This window comes from Microbacterium sp. LWH3-1.2 (genome assembly GCF_040675855.1).
Lineage (GTDB): Bacteria > Actinomycetota > Actinomycetes > Actinomycetales > Microbacteriaceae > Microbacterium.
The window spans coordinates 812,528-835,421 of the sequence record NZ_JBEGIK010000001.1 but is presented as its reverse complement, the minus strand read 5'-3'; the positions used below and the strand labels follow the sequence as shown (position 1 = coordinate 835,421).

The following is a 22,894-nucleotide window of genomic DNA, read 5'->3' as shown; positions in this document are numbered from 1 at the left end:
CCTGTACACACGTCCCCGGTCTCGAGCGTCCCGGTGACACCTGATCGGAAGTAGTTCCTATGAGCAAGCGCACCTTCCAGCCCAACAACCGTCGCCGCGCCAAGAAGCACGGCTTCCGCGCCCGCATGCGCACGCGCGCCGGCCGCAGCATCCTCTCGGCTCGCCGCGCCAAGGGGCGCACCGAGCTCTCGGCCTGAGCCGAGCGGTGCTCGCGAGGCCGAACCGACTCACCCGCGGATCGGAGTACAAGGCCGTCGTCCGTCGGGGTCGCCGGTGTGCCGGAGCGCACACCATCACCTACGTGAACCGCGTCGTGACCGATGGTCCGACGCGGTTCGGCTTCATCGTGAGCAAGCAGGTCGGCGGTGCCGTCGTGCGCAATACTGTTCGACGCCGGCTCAAGGCGCTGTGCTTCGAGTCGATCGAAGCGGTCGCACCGGGCAGCGAGGTCGTGATCCGCGCACTTCCCAGTTCTGCATCCGCTTCTTTCGATGATCTGCGCAGCGACATCGTGAAGTGTCTTGCGCCGAGGGCCGCATGAGCGTTCTTCCCGCCTACGCGTTCGGAGACGCCGAGTTCTCGGCATCCGATTCCCTGCGCAGCATCCCTCTGCTCCCCCGCAACGCGGTTCTCGTTCTGCTGCACGGCTACCGTGCCACGATCTCGCACACCTACGGCGACGTCTGCAAGTACTACCCGTCGTGCTCGGCGTACGCCGTCGGGGCGGTGCAGCAGCACGGGGCCGTCGTCGGATCGGCGCTGACTGCGGCCCGGATCGCCCGGTGCCACCCCTGGGCGGCCGGCGGCGTCGATGACGTGCCGCCCCGCAAGAACTTCCGGCACGCGCTGACCCGCCACGGGTTCGTCGTGCCCGCCCCCACCGGAAAGGACTGATCCTCCGCATGGATCTCTTGTCAGCCCTCGCCTCGACGCCGTCGCCGTCCGCTCCGGCGACGAACGGCGGATTCGATCTCTTCGGGATCATCCTCTGGCCGCTCAAGTGGGCGGTCGAGGCGGTGCTCGTCTTCTGGCACTGGCTCTTCACCGCGATCGGGCTTCCGCCGGCAGACGGCATCACGTGGGTGCTGGCGATCGTGGGTCTCGTGATCGTCGTGCGCTCCGCGATGATCCCTCTGTTCGTTCGGCAGATCAAGAGCCAGCGCAAGATGATGGAAATCGCTCCTGAACTGCGGAAAGTCCAGGAGAAGTACAAGGGCAAGAAGGACCAGCTCTCTCGCGAGGCCATGAGCCGCGAGACGATGGCGCTGTACAAGAAGCACGGCACGACTCCCGTGTCGAGCTGCTTGCCACTGCTCGTGCAGATGCCCGTCTTCTTCGCGCTGTTCAGCGTGCTCAACGATGTCACCAAGCACTACGCCGCCGGAACCGGCGGTGTGGGACTGCTCAACGCCGAGCTGACCGCGGAGTTCTACAACGCCAAGCTGTTCGGCGTCGCGTCGCTGCACGAGACCCTGATCCAGGCGGTCCAGACCGGCAACACTCCTGCGATCATCATCCTGGTCACCCTCGTCGTGCTGATGATCGCGTCGCAGTTCTTCACGCAGCTGCAGATCATCTCGAAGAACCTGTCCCCCGAGGCCAAGACCGGTCAGGCCTACCAGATGCAGCGCATCATGCTCTACATCCTTCCGTTGGGCTTCATCTTCTCCGGCATCTTCTTCCCGCTCGGTGTCGTCATCTACTGGTTCGTGTCGAACCTGTGGACGATGGGCCAGCAGTTCCTCGTCATCCGCGAGATGCCGACTCCCGGCTCCGATGCGGCCAAGGCACGTGAGGAGCGCCTCGCGAAGAAGGGCAAGGCGATCGACGCGTCCGGCAAGGTCGTCCCGATGGAGAAGTACCTCGCCGAGCAGCAGCGCCTGTACGAAGAGGCCGAGCGCGCCAAGGCCGCCGCACCGAAGCGTCAGCAGCCGGTGAGCAAGCAGCGTGCGAAGAAGCAGGGACAGAAGCAGCCAGGGTCCGGGCAGAAGCAGGGCGGGCAAGTCTCCGGTGGGACAGACCCCGGTGCGTCCGGAACCGGCACCGGCACCGCTTCCTGACCGCACCCGACCGACGTCACACACGAGGATCACGCCATGACCACGTCCCCTGAGTACGCCCCTGCCGATGCGCGCGAGGAGCGGATCCCCGCGACCGTCGCCCAGCTCGAGGAGGAAGGCGACGTCGCCGCCGACTTCATCGAGGGTCTGCTCGACATCGCCGACATCGACGGCGACCTCGATCTCGACGTACGCGCCGGCCGCGCCTATGTCTCGGTCGAGGCACCCTCCGGCGGATCGGTCGCCCTGATCGCGGCTCCCGACACCGTTCAGGCGCTTCAGGAGCTCACGCGCATCGCGGTGCAGAACCGCACCGGCCGCTTCTCCCGCCTGATCCTCGACATCGGTGGCTCGCGCGACGCGCGCCAGGGCGAGCTGACTGCTCTCGTCGACCGCGCGATCGCGCGTCTGGATGACGGCGCCTCGCAGGCGTCACTGCCCGCGATGTCGAGCTACGAGCGCAAGGTCGTCCACGACATCGTGGCCGAGCGCGGCTTCGTGTCCGAGTCCTACGGCGAGGGCGCCGACCGTCACACGGTGATCCGCCGCGGCTGAGCCGCTCGTTTCACGTGAAACAGTCGTGCTGAGCCACCGGAAATGTCGATGATCGAGATCGAGCAGGAACCCGCGGCCGCCGCCGAGATCTTCGGCGACCGCATCGAGGTCGCACGGAGGTTCGCGGACGCGCTCGGCCAGCACGGTGAAGAGCGCGGTCTGATCGGTCCCCTCGAGCCGCCGCGTCTGTGGTCGCGTCATATCCTGAACAGCGCGATCATCGCGCCCCTGTTCTCGGGCCGTGTCGGAGATGTGGGCTCGGGCGCCGGCCTTCCCGGGCTGGTGCTCGCGATCGCCCGTCCCGATGTCGAGTGGGTGCTGATCGAGCCGATGGAACGCCGTGTGGCGTGGCTCTCGGAACAGGTCGAGGCGCTCGAGCTCGACAATGTCGAGGTGGTTCGCGCGCGGGCGGAGGACTGGAAGCGTGGCCCCGTTCTCGACGCGGTGACTGCGCGCGCCGTCAGCGCTCTTCGCACGTTGGTCCCGATCACTGCTCCCCTGGTCCGTGACGGCGGTGAGCTCATCCTCCTCAAGGGAACGAGCGCCACCAACGAGATCGAAGCTGCACAGAAACAGCTTCGCACCTTCAAGGTGACGAACGCCCGAGTTGAGATCGTCGGCGACGGTCTGCTCCCCGAACCGTCGCGGGTCATCCGAGCCACCGTCCGCTGAAGCCGCCGGTGACCGAGGCGGCCAGGCGGCCACGCACGGGTGGGGTGATCCGGCCCCGGGTCGGGCTTCGGTGCCGGGTGGCCGGCATGCGGTCCACTGCGAGATCCGGCCGGGTGGGTCGGTGTTCCGGGTGGACTCGGCACTCGCGTGCGTAATGGGTGAAGCAGGATGGCGGCTTCGCCTGTGCACACGGGTCGTGGCGAATCAAGTCAGGGCGATGGAGCCGGCATGTTTCACGTGAAACGGAGCCGTGCCCATCCTCGATTTCGCCCCCGTCGGACGAGCGCTTCGACTTGCATGTTCATGCATGGGGCGCGCTCCGCGCCCTCACGGCGTTCTCGCTGTTGTTCCGCCGCATCAGCGCAGGCCGACCCAGGGTGCGCACGCGGCCCCTCCTTCCCCGGCTTCGCCACCGGACGCCGACGCCCTTCCCCATGATTGCCGGACACGACACGCACCGTCGGGCCGGACAGGGGCTCCGGATTTGATCTCTTGTCCCCCGTGCCCGGATGGGCGAGCGCGGGAGATGCCGATCGCCCGGAATTCGGGCTGCGGGCCGTTCGCATCACCGCTGACTGCCCAGCCTGCCAAGGCGGGCTCTCCCGGGTCCAGGAATCGGCGACGCAGACGAGCACGCATCACGGACCGCGGGGTGGCCTCGACGCGATGAGTTCTCAGCCAGGTGACGCCCAAGACGAGCTCGGGCCGCGGATAGCTCGGGCGTCTCGGATCCGCCGTGAAAGTGTTTCACGTGAAACGCTCGAGCGGTCGATCGCTCACGTCCGATAGCCACGAAGATCTTCACAGAAGCGTTGGTGTGATCCGAATTCCATCGGCCCTCGCCTCGTGTGCGCTCAGCCGCGACGCGTGGAGTGCTGAACCACTCGCCTTTGTACCGCTCTGGGAACCATACGTTTGACTCGCCGTCGCGGTTCGACCCGGGTCGCAATGCGCATCGCCGTGACATGTGTGAGGGTGAGAAGTCGGTCGGCATGCGGCGCAGATCGGGGACTCACCGCCTCACCGCCCCGGACGGCCCGCCGGGTGGCTTCGCATCCAACCGGGCGAGCGAAACTGCCGCGTCTATCGATCTCCGCTGCTCGTTGCGCCGCGATCCGACTGGTCGTGGGAACGATCGACTGCTGGTGGAGAGCTCCACGCTGGTGCAGGTTGCTCGTTCGCAGGGCTGATCTTCGCGCATGCACGCTGGCTGGGCGAGCATCGCCCTGCACCGCGACGACATCCTCGTGCGTGAGGCTGTGGCGTCTGGTGCACGCCGTCGAAAAGTTCCGTGAAGCCGCGGATAGGTGTGGGGTTCGTTTCACGTGAAACACAGCTCAGCCCCCCGTGATGTCGTGAGCGTCCATCGACGGGCGGGTGGTCGATCGCGCCGGACGACGTGAGCTCGACGGCCGGTCACGGCGGGTGGTCCAGGTCTCCAGGGTGACGTCCCCTGTGGTGGTGGAGATTCCGACGGGGCTCTCGGTGTCGTCGACGCTGGTGTGCCATCGTTCCGGCCCCTACGAACGCAGCATCGACCGGGTCGCCCTGCGCAACGGGTCCCGACCGAAGACCGTGTCAACGACCGCCGGGGACCTGGGGTTGCGGATCCCGAAGCTGCGCCACGGGTCGTTCGTCCCGTCGCTGCGGGAACGACGCCGCCGGGTCGACCAGGCGTTGTTCGCGGTGGTGACGGAGGCATATGTCCATGGCGTCTCAACCCGCAAAGTCGACGACCTCGTGGAGGCGCTCGGCGCCGACACGCGCATCTGGAAGTCCGAGGTGTCCAGGATCTGCGCGCATCTGGACGAGGACGTTGCCGCGTTTCGGGACCGGCCGCTGCCCGATTCGGCTTACCCTTATGTGTTCCTGGATGCGACCTACTGCAAAGCCCGCGTCTGCCATCGGGTGGCGTCGCAGGCGGTGGTGGTCACGGTCGGCGTCGCCGCCGACGGGCGCCGGGAAGTGCTCGGCTCCGCGGTCGGCGAGACCGAGTCGCAGCCGTTCTCCACCACGTTCCTGCGCTCCTTGAAAGCCCGCTGGCTGGGTGGCGTGAAGCTCGTGATCAGCGACGCGCACACCGGGCTGACCGCCGCAATCCAGAACGTCCTCGCCGGCGCCAGCTGGCAAAGATGCAGGGTCCATTTCATGAGGAACGTGCTCATCGCCGCGGTCCCGAGAGCGGTCGTCCCGATCGTCGCGTCCATCATCCGCACGATCTTCGCGCAGCCCGACACCGAGTACGTGTTCACCCAGTTCCACGAAGTGGTGCGCATGCTCATGAAGTCGCCCCCGACGGTCGCGGACATGCTCGAGGATGCCAAGGACGACCTACTCGCGTTCTGCGGGTTCCCGCAGGAGCACTGGCGGCAGATCTGGTCCACGAACCCGCTGGAACGGGTGAACACGAAGATCAAACGCCGCACCGACGTCGTCGGCACGTTCCCGAACCCGGCGGCGCTGCTACGCCTGGCCGGCCACGTCCTCATCGAGCAGCACGACGAATGGAACGGCGCCGACCGCCGCTACTTCAGCGAACACTCCATGGCACTGCTCGTCGCTGAGGCCGAGGAGGTGAGCATCCTCGAACTGACCGCGGCATAATCAAACAGGCTGACCCGCACGGTGTCGAGAAACTCCACCATTCCGCGGCACCTCACCGTCTCCGGGCATAAACGCATCCTGGGCGCCGGCTCAAGCACTGGCGCCCGCGGAACCGATGGTCAACGAACGGAAGACATCACCCCGACAGGAAGCGGTCGCGAGGTGAAGTCCAGCGCAGGCATCCGACGAGGAGCAACCTGATCGTCGGCGCGATCCGCCGCTCTCTGCGGCGCCGAACGTCAGAGCGGACAGCAACAGCGATTGGGATCGGGTCGCAGAGCCATCCTCTCTTTCAGTTTTGGACATTCTTGAAGCCGCAGCCCCGATCACGAGAGGTCGGTCGGCTTGGCCCTCCCGCGTCCATGAGAGTGCCGAGAGGATCCAGGAAGCGGCCGACGCTTCATCGTGGTTCCGAGAGACAGCATGTTTCACGTGAAACGGGGCGAGCAGGCCATGCGATAGGCGGCGATCGTCGACTGGCGCCGGCTCGCCAGTTCCGGCCGCTCCCCCGTCGAGGTTGCAGCAGAATCTTGTGGCCCCGGCTGAGCTCGGGGGCTCCTCAGGTCCACGCGCTGCTGCCGGCGAGAGAGACGAGCGGCGGAATGGGTGCAGCGAGCGGCCGGGTGTGCCCCGTCGGAGGTGCGACTTGCGCCCAGGTGTCGCGAGGTGCGGGAAACGGAGTGCACGATGACGCGTGGGGCACGTTCAGCAGTTCCGTTTCACGTGAAACATCGACGAAGCGGCTGGCACAGCGAACGGTTCAACGGCCGGCTGGGCGGTGCCGTCTCGCGCTCGTGATCGCGCTCCGGCGGGAATCGAACTCGCGCGCTTCGAGTCGGTGGGGTGCTGCGCCACGCCTGACTCTCCTGGTCATGTGACGAGATGCGCCCGGCGTTGGTGAGCGGGGCTGGCGGGTTGCGCAGTGCGGAGGTCGCACATCCCCGTACGCCGGCATGGTCTCCCTGGCACACACCGTGCAACTGGCGTGCCGACGCCCGGACGGGTGATCCGTTTCCCGTGAAACAAGCGAGACGTGGTCGTCTTGGCTGCCGCGCGAGTCGCACGTTGCCCACTTCGGGCTACGTCTCTCCGGCGCGGGCCGGCCGCCCGCACAATGCTGCTACGGGGCTACTCCGCAAACCAGTCGGTTCAGGTGGAACCTGAGAAACGATGGCAGCTGCTCGAGGGAAGTCGCACTTGCGGTGTGCGCTCGTGACAAGGACCCGTAGACGACCACGTGATCGCGTCCCGTACCGACGTTTCACGTGAAACGTGCTCCTGTTCACGCGGGCCATCGCCAGTGCTCGCGTGCTGACACGCGCCACATCGAGCGGGGACAACGGGGGATCGAACAGCCGAGCTCCTCTCACCTAGCGGGCAAGACGGCGGAGGCGGTGTGAACCGAACCGTCGCGGCCGATGGCGGCGTAGCAGAGTAATCGCTGGGCTCGGGAGAGGCGTTGTGCATGGCCGGTGACAGTCCGGAAGACGGCGGTCGACATCGTGCCGCCGCATCAACGAGCCGACAGGTATGCGTCGAGGGATGACCCTCACCTTCACGGTCAACTGCCCGTGGAGCGGTGGAGAGGGAGGAGCATCGTGGGAGCGGACCGGTCGCGGGAAAAGCGAGCACTCGGACGCGATTCGGCGTCACGAAAGGAAAGGCGTAGGCAGCTTCGCTCCCAGGCACCTCCGCTCTGGTTGCTGGTCCGCAGAGTGGGCCTCGATCAGGACGCGTCGTCGGGGGCGGTGGTTCGGGCGAAGTCGGGGATCTCGCAGATCCTCCGCGTCGCGGGCACGCCGCCCGGCATGGCCGGCAAACACGAGGACCCCGCATACGCGTCGACTCCAGGGCACAGGCAGAATCCGCGTGGTTCCGCTTCGTGTTCAGGCGGCGGGTTGGCGTGCCCGAACGGGCCGCCCGAGGTTGACTAGGGAGGGTGGATCATCCACGCGGAACAGTAGGGAACGCATGAATAAGTGGCTCCGACGGCTAGGGATGGGGGTAAGGCGGGATAGGGTGGAAGACGATGTTGAGCGGCTCGGGTACGGGGGAGAGTTTCACGTGAAACAACCCGACGAGATTGAGGCTCACGCATCCTTCTCGTCCGATGAGCCGCCGACGGTCTGGACGCCGGAGTCTCCCGTCACGGAGGACACCGTCACCGACGAGAACGCCGGTGACGGTGACACCACCTCGAACAGCGAACTCCCCGGGCCCGACGAGATCCTTCCCGAAGAGCCCTCGGTGCGGGGCGACGAGGACGAATTGCCAGACTCCGACGGCGATGTCGCACCGGATGAGTACAGTGACTCCATCCCCGAAGACATTGCACCGCCCGAGGGTGACACTGTCACGCAGGAAGAGGAATCCCCCATCGTGCAGCAAGACGGCGCCGCACTCGCGCAGGACGAAGACGACTCCCCCATCGCGCGAGAGCTTGCAGACCTCTCCGCCCGTCGCAAAGCCCTCGAAGAAGCCGACGTCGAACTCACCGGGCGCACTCGAGTGCTCACTGTCTCGAATCAGAAGGGCGGCGTCGGCAAGACGACCACGACCGTCAACCTGGCCGCTGCCATGGCTGAGCGCGGCGCTCGGGTGCTCGTGATCGATCTCGACCCGCAGGGCAACGCCTCGACGGCGCTGGGAGTGCCGCACACCGCTGATACGCCGAGCGTGTACGACGTGCTCATCGACGAGTTTCCCCTCGCAGACATCATCCAGGTGAGCCCCGAGTCGCCCAATCTTCTGTGCGCGCCGAGCACCATCCACCTCGCCGGGGCCGAGATCGAGCTGGTGTCACAAGTCGCCCGCGAGCACCGCCTCCGTGTCGCCGTCGACGAGTACCTCACCACAAATGCCGGAGAGCTCGACTTCATCCTCATCGACTGCCCGCCGTCGCTCGGATTGCTCACCATCAACGCGTTCACCGCCGCGAGCGAGCTTCTGATCCCCATCCAGTGCGAGTACTACGCGCTCGAGGGGCTGAGCCAGCTGCTTGGGACGGTGCGGATGATCCAGAAGCATCTGAACCCGCGCCTGGAGCTGTCGACCATCATGCTGACGATGTACGACGGGCGCACGAGACTCGCGCAGCAGGTCGCCGACGAGGTGCGTGCCCACTTCCCCACCGAAGTGCTCGACACGATCATCCCGCGGTCCGTGCGCGTCTCGGAGGCGCCGAGTTTCGGGCAGTCCGTTCTCGCTTACGATGGACAGTCGGCCGGCGCCATCGCATACCGCGAAGCGGCTGTCGAGATGATCCGGCGCGACAGCGCCTCGAATGAAAGGGGCGCGTGATGGCAGCGAAGCGCACAGGACTCGGCCGCGGAATCGGCGCACTGATCCCGACCAGCGAGCAGGTCGACGAGCGACCCGCCGATGTCTTCTTCCCTCGTGCCGTCGCCGTGGCCGAAGCGGAGCCGCCCGTCGAGGTCGTCGAGCCGGACGGACACGAGGACCTCGTCGATGTGCCCGGCGCCCGACTGGCGCACATCGACCCGCACGACATCGTGCCGAACCCGCGTCAGCCGCGAACGAACTTCGACCCCGAGCACTTCGCAGAACTCGTTCACAGTGTCCGTGAGTTCGGCGTCCTGCAGCCCGTTGTGGTCCGGCTCAACGAGAAGGGCGACTACGAGCTCATCATGGGTGAGCGGCGTACCCGCGCCGCCCGCGAGGCGGGCCTCTCCTCGATCCCCGCGATCGTGCGCGACACCGCCGACGAGCACCTGCTCCGTGATGCCCTCCTCGAGAACCTGCACCGCTCGGAACTGAACCCCCTGGAGGAGGCCTCGGCGTACCAGCAGCTGCTCGAGGACTTCGGCATCACGCAGGAGGAGCTCGCCACCCGCATCGGCCGCTCGCGCCCGCAGATCAGCAACACGATCCGCCTCCTCAAGCTGCCTATGCCGGTGCAGCAGCGGGTGGCCGCGGGGGTGCTCACCGCCGGGCACGCCCGTGCGATCCTGTCGCTCGAAGACGCGGCGGCCATGCAGCGATTCGCCGACAAGATCGTCAACGAGGATCTCTCGGTCCGTGCCGCGGAGGCGGCGGCAAAGCTTCCGGATGCCTCCCCCACCCGTTCGGTGAAGCCGCAAGCCGGTTCGCGCCGCGCACACCTCGACGATGTCGCGGGACGCCTGGGCGACCGGCTCAACACCCGCGTGAAGATCTCGTTGACTGCAAGAAAAGGCCAGATCAGCATCGACTTCGCTACAATTCAGGACCTCAACCGGATCCTCGCTGAGCTCGGTGAGACGGAATACGGGGCTCTCGAGGCCTCATAGCGTCCGGAGTGCCTCGGCGCGCCGGCGCAGGGCCTCGGCCTCGGCCGCATTGCCCGGCAGCGCTGCCGCCGCGAGGAACTCCGCGGCTGCAGCATCCGTTCGTCCGAGCCGCTCCAGAAGCTCCGCACGGACCGCGGGCAACGGGCGGAAGCCCGACAATTCGGGTGCGAGCGCATCCACCACCGCGAGAGCGGGCTCGGGGCCGCGCGCCATGGAGAGCGCGACGGCGCGATTGAGGCGAACGACGGCCGACGGTGCGAGCGATTCCAGAGCGTCGTAGAGCCGAAGGATCTGCTCCCAGTCCGTCTCGGCGAACGTGGGGGCCACCGCATGGCATTGCGCGATCGCTGCCTGCAGGCCGTAGTAGCCCAGGCCGCGGGTCGAGGCATCCGCTCGTCTCATCGCGTCGCTGCCTCGGGTGATTGCGGAGCGATCCCATCGGCGGCGGTCCTGGTCTTCGAGGGTGAGCGGCAGACCCTCGGCATCGATGCGGGCCGCGAAGCGCGACGACTGAAACTCCATGAGCGCGATGAGCGACCAGATCTCAGGCTCGCGTGGCATGAGCGCAACCAGCTGTCGACCGAGCCGCACCGCCTCGCGAGCGACGTCGGGACGAATGAGACCCTCCCCCTCGGTGGCCGAGTATCCCTCGGTGAAGAGCAGGTAGATCACCTGCAGTACGCTCGCAAGCCGCGCCGGGCGCTCGGCGCGGCCCGGCACCTCGAAGGGCACGCCTTCCGCAGCGAGTGTGCGCTTGGCCCGGACGATCCGCTGCTGCACGCTGGGCACCGTCATGAGCAGGGCCCGCGCGATCTGGTCGGTGGTGAGGCCCGCCACGGTGCGCAGCGTCAGGGCGAGGCGTGTCTGGGCGGGAAGCACGGGGTGGCACGCGACGAAGACGAGACGCAGCACATCGTCGTCGATGCGGTCGGGGTCGGCGTCGTCGGGCACCGAGTCGATCGCCTCGATCGCGAGGGCCTCCGACACGAAGAGCGGCTCGCGCTGCGACATCCGTTCGCGTCGCCGCCACCCGTCGATCGCGCGCCGCTTGGCCACGGACATGAGCCATGCCCCGGGATTGTCGGGGATGCCGCTGCCCGGCCACGCGGCGAGGGCCTCGACGAGCGCCTCCTGGGCGAGATCCTCGGCCCAGGCGAAGTCGCCGGTGTGCCGAGCCAGCGCCGAGACGATGCGGGGGGACTGGTCGCGCCATACGGCCTCGACCGCCCGGCGCGCGTGGCCAGCGTCGTCGAGAGTCATGCTGTCAGCGTAAACGGGTGGCCCACGGTGTCGGGATCGCCACGTACCCTGGATTGATGGCGAACGACGAGCAGACCCCGCGGCGACGTGCGAGCCTCGAGCTGCTCCGTGCCGAAGCCGCCGACGAGCTCTCGGTGCTGGTGCACGAGCGTCTTCGTGCCGGCGAGGATCCGTGGGAGTTCATGGACGATCTGCCGTCCGTCGACGAACTCGTCGTCTACCTGCTTCGTGCCGAGAACATCGCGGCCGACGGCGGGTCGCGTCCGAACGCCAGCCGCCATTACCGGGTGCTGAGGCAGATCGCGCTTGACTATCCCCCGCTGACTCGTGCCGTATGGTCGCTGCTCGGCGACGCCAACACGCACCGCCGGTGGGATCCGACGGTGCGTGCCGAAGCCAGCCGATGAACGCGGCCTGAGAACCCGGGTCACGTGTTGGCGGCGCGCCACTCCTTCTCCTTGGCGATCCACTCGTCGTTCTGGTCGAAGTCGCTGAGCTCGTTGACCCGACGCACCTCGAGCGCAGTGCCCGGGCCGAGCGGGCACTTGCGCGCCCAGTGCTCGGCTTCTTCCCGCGACGCGACCTCGAGGATCCAGTAGCCGGTGAAGACCTCGCGCGCCTCGGCGAACGGTCCGTCGGTCACGGCGGGGGGGACGGAGTCGAAATCGACGCGGAATCCTTCGGACGCATCCGACAGGCCCTCGGCGCTGAGGAACACGCCGGCCTTCTGCAGTTCCTCGTTGTAGCGGCCCATGGCGGCGTACGCCTCCGCCATGTCGAAGGTCTCGGGGTCGAAAGCCGCAGCAGCCTCCGAGCCGACCTGCATGATGAGCATGTAACGCATGGGATTCCCTTTCGTCGGGGCGATGTGGCCCGGTCGGAGGGCCGTTCGGCCCCTTCACCATGTCCGTCGAACAAGCCTCGCGCAGATCGACACGGGCCACGAAAGAATGTGAGGGAATCGCGGATGCTGCGGCAGGCGTGGTCCGATTATGCCCGGTAGATGCCCAAAACCCCCGCCGAACCGGTCGGCGGGGGTTTCGTGAAGAGGTGAGGCGCTCAGCCGATGTAGGCAGCGAGGTCCTGCTCGAGGGCGAACTTCGGCTTCGCGCCGATGATCGTCGTCTCGACGGCACCCTTGTTGAACACCTTCATCGCGGGGATCGAGGTGATCTGGTACTTCATCGCGAGGTCGGGGTTCTCATCCACGTTGAGCTTGAGGATCGTGATCTTGTCGGGGTGCTCCGTCTGGATCTGGTCGAGGACGGGCGAGACCATGCGACACGGGCCGCACCACTCCGCCCAGAAGTCCACGAGCACCGGACCCTCGGCCTGGAGCACGTCCTGCTCGAACGTGGCGGAAGTCGTCGCCTTGGCGGTCATCTGTGTTTCTCCTTCGGTGGGAAGTCTGTCCACGCTCATACAACGCGACACGCGCGAGAAGTGTTCCCGGCTTGCGCGACGCCGGTCCTCGCGCTACGCGGCCTCGACCTTCGCGACCGGCTCGGCACCGGGAAGCCCGTCGATCTCGGCGGCGTCCGGGGCCGGGGCGCCCGCCTCGCCGAGGGCGGCGAGGAAGTGCTCGACGTCGAGTGCCGCGACGGTTCCGCTGCCGGCGGCGGTGACCGCCTGACGGTAGGTGGGGTCGATGACGTCACCGGCGGCGAACACACCGGGCACCGACGTGCGCGACGAGCGCCCGTCGACCCAGACGGTGCCCTCGGGGGTGAGCTCGAGCTTGTCGTGCACGAGGTGGGTGCGCGGGTCGTTGCCGATCGCGACGAACACGCCGTCCAGCGCCAGCTCGCGGCGCGAGCCGTCGACGGTGTCCTCCAGGACGACACCGGTGACCGCGTCGTCGCCGAGGATGTCGACGACCTCGCTGTTCCACACGAACTCGATCTTCTCGTTCTTGAACGCGCGCTCCTGCATGATCTTCGAGGCGCGCAGCTCGTCGCGGCGGTGGATGATGTACACCTTCGACGCGAACTTGGTGAGGAACGTCGCCTCCTCCATCGCGGAGTCGCCGCCGCCGACGACCGCGATCACGCGCTCGCGGAAGAAGAACCCGTCGCACGTCGCGCAGTACGAGACGCCGCGACCGGAGAGGCGCGACTCGCCCTCGATGCCGATCTTGCGGGGCGCGGAGCCGGTGGCGAACACCAGCGCGTCCGCCTCGTGCGAGGCGCCGCTGCCGAGGGTCACCTTCTTCACGGGGCCGTCGATGTCGAGCGACACGACGTCGTCGTACAGCACCTCGGCACCGAACCGCTCGGCCTGCTCCTGCATCTTCGCCATGAGGTCGGGACCCATGATCGCCTCGGGGAAACCGGGGAAGTTCTCGACCTCGGTGGTGTTCATCAGCTCGCCGCCGGCCTCGACCGAGCTCGCCACGACGAGCGGGCTGAGGTTGGCGCGCGCGGCATAGATGGCCGCGGTGTAACCCGCCGGACCCGAACCGATGATGATGACCTGACGCACGTGCGCACCTTTCCTCGTGAAGCCTGCGAAGCGTCTGACGACACACGCGATGACTCCGGATGCCTCAACACATGGTAACCGCGTCGCATTCCGTGATCCGTCCCCCGCGCCCCACCCGGACACCTGGGCGAGCGGCCTCAGCGGCGGCCCGGCAGGAGACGGCGCACCAGGCCGGTGGCGACGGAGAGTTCCGGCGCGCGCAGCAGCGCGAGGAATCCGACGTAGATGGCGATCGCCACGACGCCTATGACAGCGGCCCCCACAGCTCCCAGCAGCTGGCTCGACGTGGTCCATCCGCCGGGGCCGCCGGACCACAGGAAGACGAGCCAGCCGACCACGGCGGCCGGGATGGCCGCCAGAACGAAACGACCGAGTGACAGCACCCATGATCCCGTCCGCAGCCCGCCGATCCGCCTTTCAAGGAGCCAGGTCGCAAGGAGCACCTGCACGATGCTCGCGACCGACTGGCCGATCGCGACGAGCGCAGCGAGGTACTCCAACCCGACCACCTGTGCATCGACGAGAGCGCGCGACCCGAGCGCCGTCGCGACGACGATCGTGCACTGCAGCAGCGTGAAGAAGAACGGTGTGCGGGTGTCGTTGTAGGCGTAGAACGTTCGTTGGATGACGAACAGCACGGCGAGTGGGATCAACCCGACGAGGAAGGCCAGCAGGACCCATGCCGCTTGCACCGCCTCGCTCGCGGTGTTGGTGAAGATGCGGGAAGCCGGCACCGCTGCGGCGGCGAGCGCGAACGTGGCGATGACGATGAAGACCCCGAGGGTGCGGATGCTGCGGCCGATGTCAGCGCGGACGTCATCGTCGCGGCCCGCGTGGGCGTGTTCGCTCAGCTGCGTGAAGTACGGGGTGCCGATCGACAGGACGATGATCGAGTACGGGAGCATGAAGAGCAGCCAGGCATAGCCCGACGCGGCGGCGGCGGGGCCTTCGCCGGAGGCGTCCGACAGGACACGGGATTGGAGCAGGCCGGCGAGCTGACCTGCGACGACCATCAGGAAGGTCCAGCCTGCCAGCCGCCCAATCTGGCCGAGACCGACGCCCCGCCAGCCGAAGTCGGGCCGCACATGCAGGCCTGTTCGGCGCCAGAAGAAGAAGAGGATGAACGCCTGCACGACGATGCCGAAGGTCGCGGTTCCCGCGAGGATCGCGATCATCGCCGGGGTCCAGGGATCCACGTCGGTGATCGGGCCGCCGAACAACGCGAGGAAGAGGAGGAACCCGGTGATGGACACGACGTTGTTGACGATGGGCGCCCACGTGTAAGGGCCATAGATGCGGCGTGCGTTGAGGGCCTCGCCGACGAGTGCGTACAGACCGTAGAACAAGATCTGCGGCAGGCACCAGTACGCGAACGCGGTGGTGAGCGCAAGCTGCTCGGGCGTGTACCCGGGAGCGTAGAGCTGAACCAGCCACGGCGCGCCGAGGGTGGCCAAGGCCGTGGCGCCGAGCAGCACGACGGTGCCGAGGGTGAACACCTTGGAGATGAAGGCGCGTCCGCCGTCCTCGTGCGACGCGGCCCGCACGATCTGCGGCACGATCACCGCCGTGAGCAGGCCGGTGGAGATGATCGCGTAGATGTTGTTCGGAAGTTGATTCGCCGTCCCGAACGCGTCGCCCGCGCGGCTGTTGACCGAACCGACAACGGCGACGAGCACGATCCCCCGGAGGAATCCGGTGAGGCGCGACACGATCGTGCCCGCGCCGATGAGCGCGCTCGCGCGTCCGATCCCGCTCACCGCTCATCCCCGTCGGTCGCTGCGGGAACCCCGGCTTCGGCGACACCAGCGCCATCCTCATCGTCGTCGGCCTCGTCCTCGGCCCGACCCTTCCCTCCGGTGCCGAGCACGCCCGCCTCGGCACCGGCGACCGTCCCGCCATCGGCACCACCCGGGGCGGCAGCATCCGTCGCCTTCCGTCGGCGGCGCACGCGCAGGACGGTACGCGCGATGCCGAACAGCAGGAGGATGCCGACGAGCGCGGCGAGGGCGGCGATGCCGACGGCCTCCCAGTCGGCGTACACGTTGACCTCGACGGATTGCGGATCGCCGATGGCGACGAACGCGGGGCTGCGCAGCTGCAGGGTCAGGGTGACGTCGCCGCGGCCGACGCGCGCCTGCACGGGCACCTCGACGCGCGTGTTGCTCTGCGGCGTCGCGACGATGGGGGTCTCGCCCTGCACGTCGAGGCGGAGGTTGTCGCGTGTCGTGTAGAGCACGAGGTTGACGGGGTACGGCAGGTCGTTGCGCACCCAGAACCGCAGTGCGGCGCTCGAGCCGTAGAGGTCGCTCGGGCTCGTGGGGAGCAGGGCGACGGAGTCGAGCGTGCCGGCAGTCGCGGCGCGGTGCTCGGCCAACACGGTCGGCCAGGTGGTGTCACCGATCCACGCGACGCCGAGGACCTGCAGGATGTCGGCGCGCTCCGGTCCGGTCAGCAGGGATGGCTGGTCGAGGATGGTCGCGAACCGCGCGAGCTCGCCTTCGTCTGCGACGAGAGCGGATGCTGCGGCCGCGCGCTCCGGCGAGGACTCGACGCCGGTCAGCTCCACATCCAACGCCTCCCCCGCCGCGACCGTCGCGATCGTCCGGGGGGTCACGTCGGGTGCGGAGAAGGCGGCGGAGATCGCCGCGCCGAGCTCGACGCGGGAGCGCCCGTCGCCGCGGCCGACGGTGACGAGGAGCGGGCCGTTCGTCTCGGCCGCCGCGAAGGCGAGATAGGCGGTCGCGGCGGTGAGCGGTGCGCCGCGCAGCCAGGAGACCTCCTGCTGCGATGCGTCGTCGAGGGCGGCGGAGACGTCGCTGTCGTAGACGAGAACCTCTCCGGCGCCGACGCGGCCGTGCGCCGAGACGGTGCGGCCGTCGGAGCCGGCGTCCGTCGTCGAGGAAGGGATGAGAGTCGCCGGAGCGGTGCCGTCGGTGGTGGCGATGTCGGTGAGGCGCGAGATGATCTCAGCATCCGCGGTGCCCTCGGCGGGCCAGTACACGCCCTGGCGCGTGGCGGGGCCGACCGTGAGCAGCTCGTCCGTGCTCGGCAGGGCGGAGTCGGGCTGCGGGGTGGGCGCGGTCGTGGGGGCGTCCGACGGGGCCGGGGTGGGCGTCGGAGTCGGCGTCGGGGTCGCGAAGTTGGACTCCGACATGTAGGCGGTGAAGGACGTGGGCTGCAGCGGCCGTGGCAGGCCCGCCTGCAGCTGCGCGGTGACGTCGGCGTCTCCGAACTGCAGCGCGAATCGCGAGTTCTGGATGCTCTCGAGGCGCGCGAGCCACTCGAGCGCGGACTCCGGCGCCGACGTGCCCAGCACCCGGATCGAAGCGGGCACAGCCGGGTCGACAGCGAGGATCGCGGCGGTTCCGGTCACGCCGTCGAGCTGGTTGGTGAGGTCGCCGTCGGGCGCGGTGAGCTCCGCGAGCTGCTCCGCGGTGAGGAGGCCGTCGCTGAGAGCGCCCGCGGTGATCGGGACGATCACGCCGATGCCGACGTCTGTCGCCTCGGCAGGAGGGACGATCATCGTGCTCGTCGACGTCACGGTGCCGTCCGTGCCGGGATACGACGCGGCGAGCGGGTAGACGCCGGGAGCGAGACCCGCGAGCGCCGGATCGTCGGCGGCGATCGTGATGCCGCGCACCTGGAACCCGCCCGGCTCGACCGCTGCGATCTCATCGGTGGCGACCGCCTCGAGAGCGACGTCGGTCGGTGTGCCGTCGAGCCAGTCGCCCAGGTCCTCGCGGTCGGCGATCGGCGTGCGCCCGAGCGACAGCGTGACGGTGGTGGGCGCCATCTCGGCGTCCGTGCCGTTCTGGATCGAGATCGACGCGCTCAGCGCGTCGCCCGGGTTCACGATGCCGTTCGCCACGGGTGACAGGGTGAACACGGTGGTCCCGGCGGGAATGGCGGAGGTCGCAGTCGGCGAGGGCGTCGGCGTGGAGTCCGCCGCGATCGCCGGGGCCGGCAGCACAAGCCCGGCGAGCAACGCCACGGCCGCCAAGCCGGCGGTCACGAGGCGCGGTGCGTGGCGCGGGGCACGCCGCGGGGCTCGCGGTGAAATCACGATCATCCTGTCGGGGGGTTCGCTCCTGTGCGATGTCCTGACCGCACGATCGAGGAGAGTCTACGGTCCGCGGCTCCGAGCCCGCCTGAGGACAGGCGGCGCGGTTGAATGGTCCCGTGCTTCCCGAACCGGATACCGACCTCTGCCGTGACCTCGCCGCCGACCTCCAGGGCGCGGGGTTCACCGCCGAAGCCCTGCGCGACGCGTGGGGCGGCGCGGCCGACGACGCGATCGCGCGAGGCCTCCGGTCGCCGGCGTCGCGCGCCCTCGGCAGTCGCGACGACGCCCTCGCCGTGCTGGGGAGACTTCTGGTGCTCGGGATGCCGCAGGCCGCGGCATCCGTTGACCAGGCGCTCTCGCGAGCCGGCGCAGCGGGACTCGTGCGGCTGGGGCTCGCCGACGTCGACGGCGGCGAGGTGCGCCCGCTCGCCGTGGTGCGGCCGCAGTCGTACGCCGACGCCTCCCGGCCCGGCCAAGATGAGATCACGGCGCAGTGGTGGATCGCGAGCGACCTCGACGAGGCGGCGCTCGGCGGGCCGCTGCCCGAGGATCACGTGCTGGGCGTCGGCGGCGCCTCGCTGACGCTCGCGGGGCTGCAACTGCCGACCCGCGCCGAGCGCGCCCTCGACATCGGGGCGGGTTGCGGAATCCAGGCGCTCCGCGCCCGCGCGCACGTCGAGCACGTGGTGGCGACCGACATCTCGCCGCGCGCTCTCTCCTTCACGCGCCTGAACGCGCTCCTCAACGGCATCGAGGGCATCGAGGTGCGCCTCGGCAGCCTCTTCGAGCCGGTCGCCGGCCAGCAGTTCGACCGGGTCGTGTCGAACCCGCCGTTCGTCATCACGCCCCGGGTCGCGGACGTTCCCGCCTACGAGTACCGCGACGGCGGCATGGTCGGCGACGACGTCGTGGCCGCCTTCGTGACGGGCGTCGGCGCCCACCTGGCGCCAGGCGGCATCGCGCAGCTGCTGGGCAACTGGGAGACCAGGGACGGCGCGCCCGGGCTCGAGCGGGTGCGCGGGTGGGTCGAGTCGTCGCCCGTGCCGATCGATGCCTGGGTGGTCGAGCGCGAGAGCCTCGACCCGCTGTCGTACGCCGAGCTGTGGGTGCGAGACGGCGGCACACTCCCCGGCACGCCCGGCTTCGCACGACTCGTCGACGCCTGGCTCGACGACTTCGCGGATCGCGCCGTGACCGAGGTGGGCTTCGGCTACCTTCTGCTGCGGCGTCCGGCCGACGGCAGCCCCACGCTCGCCCGGTACGAGACTCTCCACACGGCGCTCGCGGGCGAGGCCCTCGGCACGCACCTCGCCGCCGCTCTCGAGGCGCACGACCGCCTGAGCGTGCTCGACGACGCAGGGCTCGCAGCATCCGTGCTCCTCGTCGCCCCTGATGTCACCGAGGCGCGGCACCACCTGCCCGGCGCCGAGGATCCGACGGTCATCGAGCTGCGCCAGGGCGGCGGCTTCGGCCGGGCGCTCGGCGTCGATCCGGGCCTCGCCGCGCTCGTCGGGGCGTGCGACGGCGACCTCCCGGTGGGGGTGCTGGTCGACGCGATCGCCGATCTGCTCGACGTCGACGCGACAGCGCTGCGCGCGGACCTGCTGCCCCGCGTGCGCGAGCTGACGTTCGCCGGGTTCCTGCGATTCGCGTGAACAGCGCTCGGTAGGCTGGAGGCCATGCTCAACATGGCCGAGGGCATCGCGCGCCTCGGCGCGCTCGCCGAGTCCCCCGTCGTCGCCGCGCTCGCCCGCGCGTTCGCCGACGCCGGCTTCGACCTCGCGATCGTGGGCGGTCCCGTCCGCGACGCCCTGCTCGGCCGGCCGACCAACGACCTCGACTTCACGACGAACGCGCGCCCCGACGACATCCTGCGGATCGTGAAGCCCATCTCGTCCGCGCAGTGGGACATCGGCCGCGCGTTCGGCACGATCGGCGCGCGCGTCCTCGGCGAGCAGGTCGAGATCACCACGTATCGGGCCGACAGCTACGACGGCGTCACGCGAAAGCCCACCGTCGACTTCGGCGACACCATCGAGGGTGACCTCGTGCGCCGCGACTTCACCGTGAACGCGATGGCGCTCCGGGTTCCCGGCCAGACGCTCGTCGACCCGACCGGGGGTGTCGAGGATCTCGTCCGCGGCGTGCTGCGCACCCCCGCCGACCCCACCGTGAGCTTCGGCGATGACCCGCTCCGGATGCTGCGGGCCGCCCGTTTCGTGTCGCAGCTCGGCTTCGCCGTCGACCCCGACACCGAGGCCGCGATCCAGGAGCTGCGCCGCACGCTCGAGATCGTGAGCCCCGAGCGCATCCAGGCCGAGCTCGTGAAGCTGCTCGCGACGGACGACCCGGTGCGCGGCATCCGTCTGCTGGTCGAGACGGGACTCATGGCCGAGTTCCTGCCTGAGATCCCCGCGCTGCAGCTCGAGGTCGACGAGCACCACCACCACAAGGACGTCTACGAGCACTCCCTCACGGTGCTGCGGCAGGCCATCGAGCTGGAGAAGACCCGCAACCCGGGTGCCGCACCCGACGTCGCGCTCCGGCTCGCGTCCCTGCTGCACGACATCGGCAAGCCCGCGACCCGCCGGCTGGAGCCGGGCGGGGGCGTGACGTTCTACCACCACGACCTCAAGGGCGCGCGGATGGCCCGCAAGCGCCTGCAGGAGCTGCGCTTCGACTCCGCGACGATCACCACCGTGATCCGGCTCATCGAGCTGCACCTGCGCTTCTTCGGGTACTCCGAGGGTGCATGGACCGACTCGGCGGTGCGCCGCTACGTGCGCGATGCCGATGCCGAGCTCGACCGCCTGCACATCCTGACTCGCGCAGACGTGACGACCCGCAACGTCAAGAAGGCCGCGCGTCTCGCCCGCGCCTACGACGACATCGAGCGCCGCATCGCCGAGCTCGCCGCGCAGGAGCAGCTCGACGCGATGCGCCCCGAGCTCGACGGCAACCGCATCCAGGAGGTGCTGGGCCTCAAGCCCGGCCGCGAGGTGGGCGAGGCGTACCGGTTCCTCCTCGACCTGCGCCTCGACGAGGGCATGGTCGGCGAAGAGGAGGCCGAGCGCCGCCTGCGGGAGTGGTGGGCCGCGCGCGCGTGACCCCTCGCTGCCTCAGGGTCGGCTGTGCCCATCGAGGGCGGCGCGCACCAGGTGGGTGATGTCGATGCTCACGATGCGCGGCGGGCTGAACCAGGCGACGGATGCCGCCGCTTCGATCGCCGCGGCATCAGCAAGCTCGGCCGCCCCGGACTTCGGTCTCCCCGGGAGACCGGCATCCGTTCGCACGGTCACCTCTCCGCCCCCACAGTGTCGTTCGCGATGGGCGCCGTGGCGCCCTCCGGCGTGGGCGTCGGCGTCGGATCGGGCACCGCGTCGGTCGCCGCCCCGGGACTCGGCGTCGCGGTGGGGACGGGGTTCGTCAGCCCGTCGACAGCCGGAACGTCGGGGAACGGCGCAGCCGGCAGGATCGCGGCGGCCTGGTCGGGCTCGATCGCGTCGAACGGGAGCTCGCGCAGCGGGTAGACGTTCCACACCGGCGAGCGGCCGTTGATCACGAGCGGCACCGGGACGGGTCCGCCGCCGTAGGCGAAGTACTCGTCCCACTGCCAGGTGCTCGCGTCCTGCCCTGAGACTGTGGTGAGGGGTCTGCCATCCTGATCGAACAGCTGCACCTGCTCGATCGGGTTGCCGGCGGCGTCGTATACGAAGATGTTGCGCACCCGCGTGCCGTCGACCGCCAGGCCGGGTGTCGGCTCGTCGACGGTCGTCCAGGAGTAGTAGGCGGCGCCGACGGCGTTCTGGGCCGAGGTGACCGTCGCAGGGATCGCGAACAGCAGCGTGACGGCCGCGACAACGCTCGCCGCGGTGCGCAGCACGTGCAGAGCCCGCCCAGGCACCCACTGGCCGCGACCCCACTCGATGCTGAGCAGCATGAGGGCGCCGAGCAGCAGCCAGCCGCCGGTGTTGCGCCCGGGGAAGCCGATGATCGTGTCCCACGTTCCGAGCGGCAACGCGAGCAGAACGAACAACGCCCATCCCCGGGCGATCCACCACACCGGGCGCAGGCTCACGAAGAGTTCGATCACCCAGGTGGCCGCCTTCGACGAGTGCAGGGCACGTGCGATGCGGGCGTACAGAGCGTTCAGCCGCTCGCGCGGCGAACGACGAGAGGTCGATGCATCCGTCGTCCTCTCGGGCAGTCCGGCCGCAGACCGGAGTTCCGCGGCGTAGGCGACCGGGTCGGGAAGCTCGAAGTCGTCGCTCTCGGACGCCTGCTCGGCGAGATCGGCGTCGAGTCCGTCGACGAGGTCGTCGACGTCTTCGGCGGGGAGGTCGGAGAGCTCGGCACGCACGGCGGCGGCGAACTCGGCGATGCGGGAGTCGAGGGCGGGAGCTGTGACGTTCACCGGTTCTCTCCGATCTTTCGCAGCGGGGTGGCGGCGGGGCGTTCGTCGAGCAGTCCCGACATCGCGGAGGCGAACTGCGACCAGTCGGCGCGCTGGGCCCTGAGCAGTTCGCGGCCCTGCGGGTTGATCGCGTAGTACTTGCGGTGAGGGCCGCCGTCGGACGGAACGACGTAGCTCGACAGTGCGCCCGCCGCGTAAAGGCGTCGGAGCGTTCCGTAGACCGAGGCGTCGCCGACATCGCCCAGCCCCGCCTCCCGCAGTCGTCGCACGATGTCGTACCCGTATCCGTCGTCGTGCTGCACGACCGCCAGCACGGCGGCGTCGAGCACCCCCTTGAGCAGCTGCGTCGTATCCACGGTGGTCCCTTCTGCGGTCACCGGCCAATGGTGTTGACGGCACGGTACCACGGACTGCGCAGTAGTGCGCAAGATGCGATTGGTATGCACAACGGATGCTGGGTGCCCGCGGCTCGCGCCTACACTGGAGGCACGCTCCA

The 22,894-nt window shown here is 69.0% G+C and carries 20 protein-coding genes and 1 pseudogene; 12 read left to right on the top strand and 9 right to left on the bottom strand.

The window, feature by feature from the left end; all coding sequences use genetic code 11:
* Positions 1-59: 59 nt before the first annotated feature.
* From rpmH to MRBLWH3_RS03930, 9 genes and pseudogenes are all read left to right on the top strand, one after another.
* A complete protein-coding gene (gene rpmH / locus MRBLWH3_RS03970) occupies positions 60-197 on the top strand; it encodes a 50S ribosomal protein L34 (protein WP_005054680.1) in 138 nt (45 codons plus the stop codon).
* An 8-nt stretch (positions 198-205) separates the two neighbouring features.
* Complete coding sequence (rnpA, locus tag MRBLWH3_RS03965) at positions 206-541, top strand: ribonuclease P protein component (protein WP_363428909.1); 336 nt, start codon at positions 206-208, stop codon at positions 539-541.
* Positions 538-894: a membrane protein insertion efficiency factor YidD gene (yidD, locus tag MRBLWH3_RS03960; protein WP_363428907.1), complete on the top strand. Its 357-nt coding sequence runs from the start codon at positions 538-540 to the stop codon at positions 892-894. Before rnpA ends, yidD begins: the two co-directional genes overlap by 4 nt.
* Positions 895-902: 8 nt before the next feature.
* A complete protein-coding gene (gene yidC / locus MRBLWH3_RS03955) occupies positions 903-2,060 on the top strand; it encodes a membrane protein insertase YidC (RefSeq protein WP_363428905.1) in 1,158 nt (385 codons plus the stop codon).
* Between the two features lie 36 nt (positions 2,061-2,096).
* Positions 2,097-2,615 (top strand): protein jag, encoded by a 519-nt coding sequence (locus MRBLWH3_RS03950; RefSeq protein ID WP_363428903.1) that lies wholly within the window; start codon positions 2,097-2,099, stop codon positions 2,613-2,615.
* A gap of 48 nt (positions 2,616-2,663) precedes the next feature.
* Positions 2,664-3,287, top strand: coding sequence for a 16S rRNA (guanine(527)-N(7))-methyltransferase RsmG (rsmG, locus tag MRBLWH3_RS03945; protein WP_363435279.1), 624 nt, complete (start codon positions 2,664-2,666; stop codon positions 3,285-3,287).
* A 1,512-nt stretch (positions 3,288-4,799) separates the two neighbouring features.
* Positions 4,800-5,891, top strand: a pseudogene (locus tag MRBLWH3_RS03940) (IS256 family transposase); the annotation flags it as partial.
* Positions 5,892-8,267: 2,376 nt separating this feature from the next.
* Complete coding sequence (locus tag MRBLWH3_RS03935; protein WP_363435277.1) at positions 8,268-9,191, top strand: ParA family protein; 924 nt, start codon at positions 8,268-8,270, stop codon at positions 9,189-9,191.
* A complete protein-coding gene (locus MRBLWH3_RS03930; protein ID WP_363428901.1) occupies positions 9,191-10,180 on the top strand; it encodes a ParB/RepB/Spo0J family partition protein in 990 nt (329 codons plus the stop codon). Before MRBLWH3_RS03935 ends, MRBLWH3_RS03930 begins: the two co-directional genes overlap by 1 nt.
* Here MRBLWH3_RS03930 and MRBLWH3_RS03925 read toward each other — a convergent pair.
* Positions 10,175-11,440 (bottom strand): RNA polymerase sigma factor, encoded by a 1,266-nt coding sequence (locus MRBLWH3_RS03925; protein ID WP_363428899.1) that lies wholly within the window; start codon positions 11,438-11,440, stop codon positions 10,175-10,177. The genes MRBLWH3_RS03930 and MRBLWH3_RS03925 overlap by 6 nt on opposite strands.
* Positions 11,441-11,496: 56 nt before the next feature.
* Between MRBLWH3_RS03925 and MRBLWH3_RS03920 the strand changes: the two genes are divergently transcribed.
* Positions 11,497-11,847 (top strand): tryptophan synthase subunit alpha, encoded by a 351-nt coding sequence (locus tag MRBLWH3_RS03920; protein WP_363428897.1) that lies wholly within the window; start codon positions 11,497-11,499, stop codon positions 11,845-11,847.
* A 20-nt stretch (positions 11,848-11,867) separates the two neighbouring features.
* On the opposite strand, the gene MRBLWH3_RS03915 is transcribed toward MRBLWH3_RS03920, so the two are convergent.
* The 5 genes from MRBLWH3_RS03915 to MRBLWH3_RS03895 form a co-directional block, all read right to left on the bottom strand.
* Positions 11,868-12,284, bottom strand: coding sequence for a YciI family protein (locus tag MRBLWH3_RS03915; protein ID WP_363428895.1), 417 nt, complete (start codon positions 12,282-12,284; stop codon positions 11,868-11,870).
* Between the two features lie 215 nt (positions 12,285-12,499).
* The gene (gene trxA / locus MRBLWH3_RS03910) at positions 12,500-12,823 is read right to left on the bottom strand and encodes a thioredoxin (protein ID WP_363428893.1); all 324 of its coding nucleotides are present in this window, start codon (positions 12,821-12,823) and stop codon (positions 12,500-12,502) included.
* Between the two features lie 93 nt (positions 12,824-12,916).
* On the bottom strand, positions 12,917-13,921 hold the full coding sequence (trxB, locus tag MRBLWH3_RS03905; protein WP_363428891.1) for a thioredoxin-disulfide reductase: 1,005 nt from the start codon (positions 13,919-13,921) through the stop codon (positions 12,917-12,919).
* Positions 13,922-14,058: 137 nt separating this feature from the next.
* Positions 14,059-15,678 carry a murein biosynthesis integral membrane protein MurJ gene (murJ, locus tag MRBLWH3_RS03900; protein ID WP_363428889.1) on the bottom strand — a complete coding sequence of 540 codons (1,620 nt, stop codon included), beginning with the start codon at positions 15,676-15,678 and terminating at the stop codon, positions 14,059-14,061.
* A complete protein-coding gene (locus tag MRBLWH3_RS03895) occupies positions 15,675-17,984 on the bottom strand; it encodes a DUF6049 family protein (RefSeq protein ID WP_363428887.1) in 2,310 nt (769 codons plus the stop codon). The genes murJ and MRBLWH3_RS03895 overlap by 4 nt, the downstream gene beginning before the upstream one ends.
* Before the next feature lie 116 nt (positions 17,985-18,100).
* On the opposite strand from MRBLWH3_RS03895, the gene MRBLWH3_RS03890 reads away from it, so the two are divergent.
* Together MRBLWH3_RS03890 and MRBLWH3_RS03885 are read left to right on the top strand one after the other, a co-directional pair.
* Positions 18,101-19,639, top strand: a complete 1,539-nt coding sequence (locus MRBLWH3_RS03890) for a DUF7059 domain-containing protein (RefSeq protein WP_363428885.1) — start codon at positions 18,101-18,103, stop codon at positions 19,637-19,639.
* Between the two features lie 24 nt (positions 19,640-19,663).
* A complete protein-coding gene (locus tag MRBLWH3_RS03885; protein ID WP_363428883.1) occupies positions 19,664-21,091 on the top strand; it encodes a CCA tRNA nucleotidyltransferase in 1,428 nt (475 codons plus the stop codon).
* A 12-nt stretch (positions 21,092-21,103) separates the two neighbouring features.
* Here MRBLWH3_RS03885 and MRBLWH3_RS03880 read toward each other — a convergent pair whose 3' ends face one another.
* From MRBLWH3_RS03880 to MRBLWH3_RS03870, 3 genes are read right to left on the bottom strand one after another with little or no spacing between them, the layout of a single operon-like run.
* Positions 21,104-21,283, bottom strand: coding sequence for a hypothetical protein (locus MRBLWH3_RS03880; protein WP_363428881.1), 180 nt, complete (start codon positions 21,281-21,283; stop codon positions 21,104-21,106).
* Positions 21,280-22,398 carry a hypothetical protein gene (locus MRBLWH3_RS03875; protein WP_363428879.1) on the bottom strand — a complete coding sequence of 373 codons (1,119 nt, stop codon included), beginning with the start codon at positions 22,396-22,398 and terminating at the stop codon, positions 21,280-21,282. Before MRBLWH3_RS03875 ends, MRBLWH3_RS03880 begins: the two co-directional genes overlap by 4 nt.
* Positions 22,395-22,754, bottom strand: coding sequence for a PadR family transcriptional regulator (locus MRBLWH3_RS03870; protein ID WP_363435275.1), 360 nt, complete (start codon positions 22,752-22,754; stop codon positions 22,395-22,397). The genes MRBLWH3_RS03875 and MRBLWH3_RS03870 overlap by 4 nt, the downstream gene beginning before the upstream one ends.
* Between the last annotated feature and the right edge of the window lie 140 nt (positions 22,755-22,894).